The organism is Rhodopseudomonas julia, from assembly GCF_030813515.1.
GTDB lineage: Bacteria > Pseudomonadota > Alphaproteobacteria > Rhizobiales > Afifellaceae > Afifella > Afifella julia.
This window is the reverse complement of the sequence record NZ_JAUSUK010000004.1, coordinates 1-3,007: the sequence shown is the minus strand read 5'-3', so window position 1 is coordinate 3,007 and position 3,007 is coordinate 1. Positions and strand designations below refer to the sequence as shown.

The following is a 3,007-nucleotide window of genomic DNA, read 5'->3' as shown; positions in this document are numbered from 1 at the left end:
CGCCGACTTCGTCTTCTGAGGTTTTGTGACATCGCCGGGGCGGCCGCCTGCCGCCCCAATCCCCCGGCCGGTCGCCCAAAGCGGCCGGCCTTTTTTTGCGTCCGGCCTGGAGGGATTAGCTACCCGCCCGTGCTCTGCAATTTGCAGCCTGTCGGACGGGACCCATGTTCTTGGCGCCTCACCAGCATGCTGACCACCTCCTCTGATCTTATTTAGATACGACACGTTTTTCTTAATAGATAGACGTCGAGATCCCCTGCAGCAGAACGTCGCAAGAAAACGTCGTCTTCACTATCTGGCACTGCAACAATCTTGGCTTTCTGCGGACTCGCTCCAACCACTGTGCGATCGCAGCTCTGTTTGCATTAACTTTATAGCTCAAACTCGCATTGCCATTAATTCAAACCCCATGCTTACCATTAACCCTTCGTTAGGGATTTTCCCGACGGCCAGTCAGGCGAATCCCTAGAGCGTTGAGTATGGGGGATGACGACAATGGCAGCGTTCGTAGGAACAAGCGGCAGCGATACTCTCAATGGAGGATCGGGGGACGACGAGTTCAGGTTCTCGTCCGGACAGGACACGATCTCAGGCGGGGATGGTTACGACATCATCCGCGCTTCCGGCCCACAACAAGATTACACAATCACCAGCACCGAGAACGGGATCGAACTCAGCAACGGGACGGACACGACGCTCCTGACCGGCATCGAGAAGATCGAGTTCGATCAACCCAAAGAGGTCTTCAACCTCACTTTCGATGATGATGCTGACGCCGCGATTGGAAAGCTCGACGGCCCCCACTGGGTCGTCGATCGCTCGCCCGTGGACAATTTTGAGATCCATAAAAATGGCGACAACCGCCTGGAAGTGAACATCAAAGAAGACGGCAGCCAGAACGATTTCTACCACTATCAGGGGATGAAATACCTCGCCGACGGCGACACCGGCAGCTCATCCTGGGGCGCTGGAGATGGGAGCACTCTCAGCTACGACTTCTACATCGATCCCAATTGGGTCGGAGACAAAGATACAGACGAGAACGCGATTGCCCAACGCACCGGCATCTGGGGTGTGATGGAGAACGACGACGGCGACATCACCGCCTATCCCTGTTTCGAATATGTCGACGCTGATGCCGGCAAGGGCGGCGACGAGAGCAAGCAGGCCGAAGCCGGTTTCCGGGCGTTTTTCGCACAAAGCGCCGACGACACGGTCGGGTCCTGGCAATGGATCGGGATACCCGAGGGGATCGATCCTGATGGCGATGGCTGGGTTACGGTTCAGCTCACCTTTGAAGAAGGTGTCGGGTACCATTGGTCGATCGACGGCGTCGAAGGTTTCACAGACCCAGGACCGACATGGGACGGCAGCACCGGCCTGAAGACCTTCATCCTCAACAGCTCGAACACGGGCGACGATACATCTTACCTCTACGACAACATCGTCCTGACCGACGGTGAAGGCGAGAAGTCCAATACGCTCGTCGTGGATGCGGACAGCGAATACGCCACCATCCAATCAGCGATCGACGCCGCCGAAGACGGCGATACGATACTCGTCCAAAAAGGCACTTACACAGAGAACGTCGTTATCAATAAAGACATCACTCTGGCCGGCGCCGAAGACGGGGTTGTCATTGAAGGGACATTCCACGAAGACAATGATATCGCCCCAGACGACTCCTTAGAGGAATTCTTTGCGGAAACGAAATCTTACGCTGGTACAAGCGGCGCAGGGATCACCGTCCAGGCGAGTGGAGCGACGATTCAGAACGTTGAAATCCACGATTTTTATACAGGTATCGAACTAGCCAACGGCGCATCGGATCTTCTGATTCAGGATGTCGACATCTCGGCCGTTGGCAACGGCATCCGCAAAGGCACAGAAGCCACCATCGACAATGTGGACATCGTCGGAGGATCAATCAGCGATGGCCATATCGGCATCTACTTCGCAAAGACGACAGACCCGACGAAGACCGATATCGGCACCGCGACGGATGTGACGATCGATCAAGTCGACTTCTCGCACCTCAGTGAGAAGGGCATCTATGTCGAGGCGTTGTCGGATTCCGCCATCACCAATATCACGATGGACCATGTGGGTGTTCTCGGACGCGGCCCGGCTTTCGACGGCAACCCCTCGCATCTCGGAGGGTTCGGCACTGGTATCGACATCAATCTGAAGAACGGAACCTACTCCGACATCAAAATTTCGGACTTCAAATTTACCGATGTTGGAACCTCGGAAGGCACGAGCGGCACCGATTACCACGAGTTCGGGGCCGCCATTTCCATCAAGGCGCGAGACGACGGAAGCTACGGGCCGGCACCGGCACGTTATGAGGGCGAGGTCGTCATCGAAAACGGTTCGATCGACGGAACTTCGACGGGCATTCGAGCCGGTGAGCCCGGGAAGGAAATTGGGGGCCCAGCGCTCAAGGTCACCAATGTCGAGATCACCGACTTTGCGAATGACGGTGTCCACGGAACCATCGACAACGTGACACAAGAGACGTTGTTGATGAGAGGCACTGCCGGGGCCGACGTGATCGTGGCTGCACCCACCACAAAGGGACAGGTTTCGATCGATGGTGGCGCCGGCGCCGACACCCTTGGAGGAGGTGCAGAGGAGGATACACTTAGCGGTGGCGCAGGTGGGGACGTCTTCTTTGGCAGCAGAATAACCCTGGATGGCGATATAATCACCGACTTCGGCGCAGGTGACCTTCTCGTCCTTGACGGCGCCAGCTCCGGCACAAAGGTGACCTATAACGGCGATGAGCTTGTCATCGTCGACGGCGCCGACACGGTCACCATCGATGTTCAGGATAACCTGCCGGGAGCATTTAGAACGAATACCGACGGCGAGATCTACTATGTTGCTCCGACCGGCGGCGGTGGCGATGGTGGCGACATCGGCGGCGGCACCACGGGCGGCGAGGAAGACGACACGCTCGCAGGCACCGACGACGCCGACACCATGTCGGGCGGCGGCGGCAACG

General features: G+C 57.2%; 1 pseudogene. It reads left to right on the top strand.

The window, feature by feature from the left end:
* Window positions 1–495: 495 nt before the first annotated feature.
* Window positions 496–3,007, top strand: a pseudogene (locus tag J2R99_RS17715) (nitrous oxide reductase family maturation protein NosD); the annotation flags it as partial.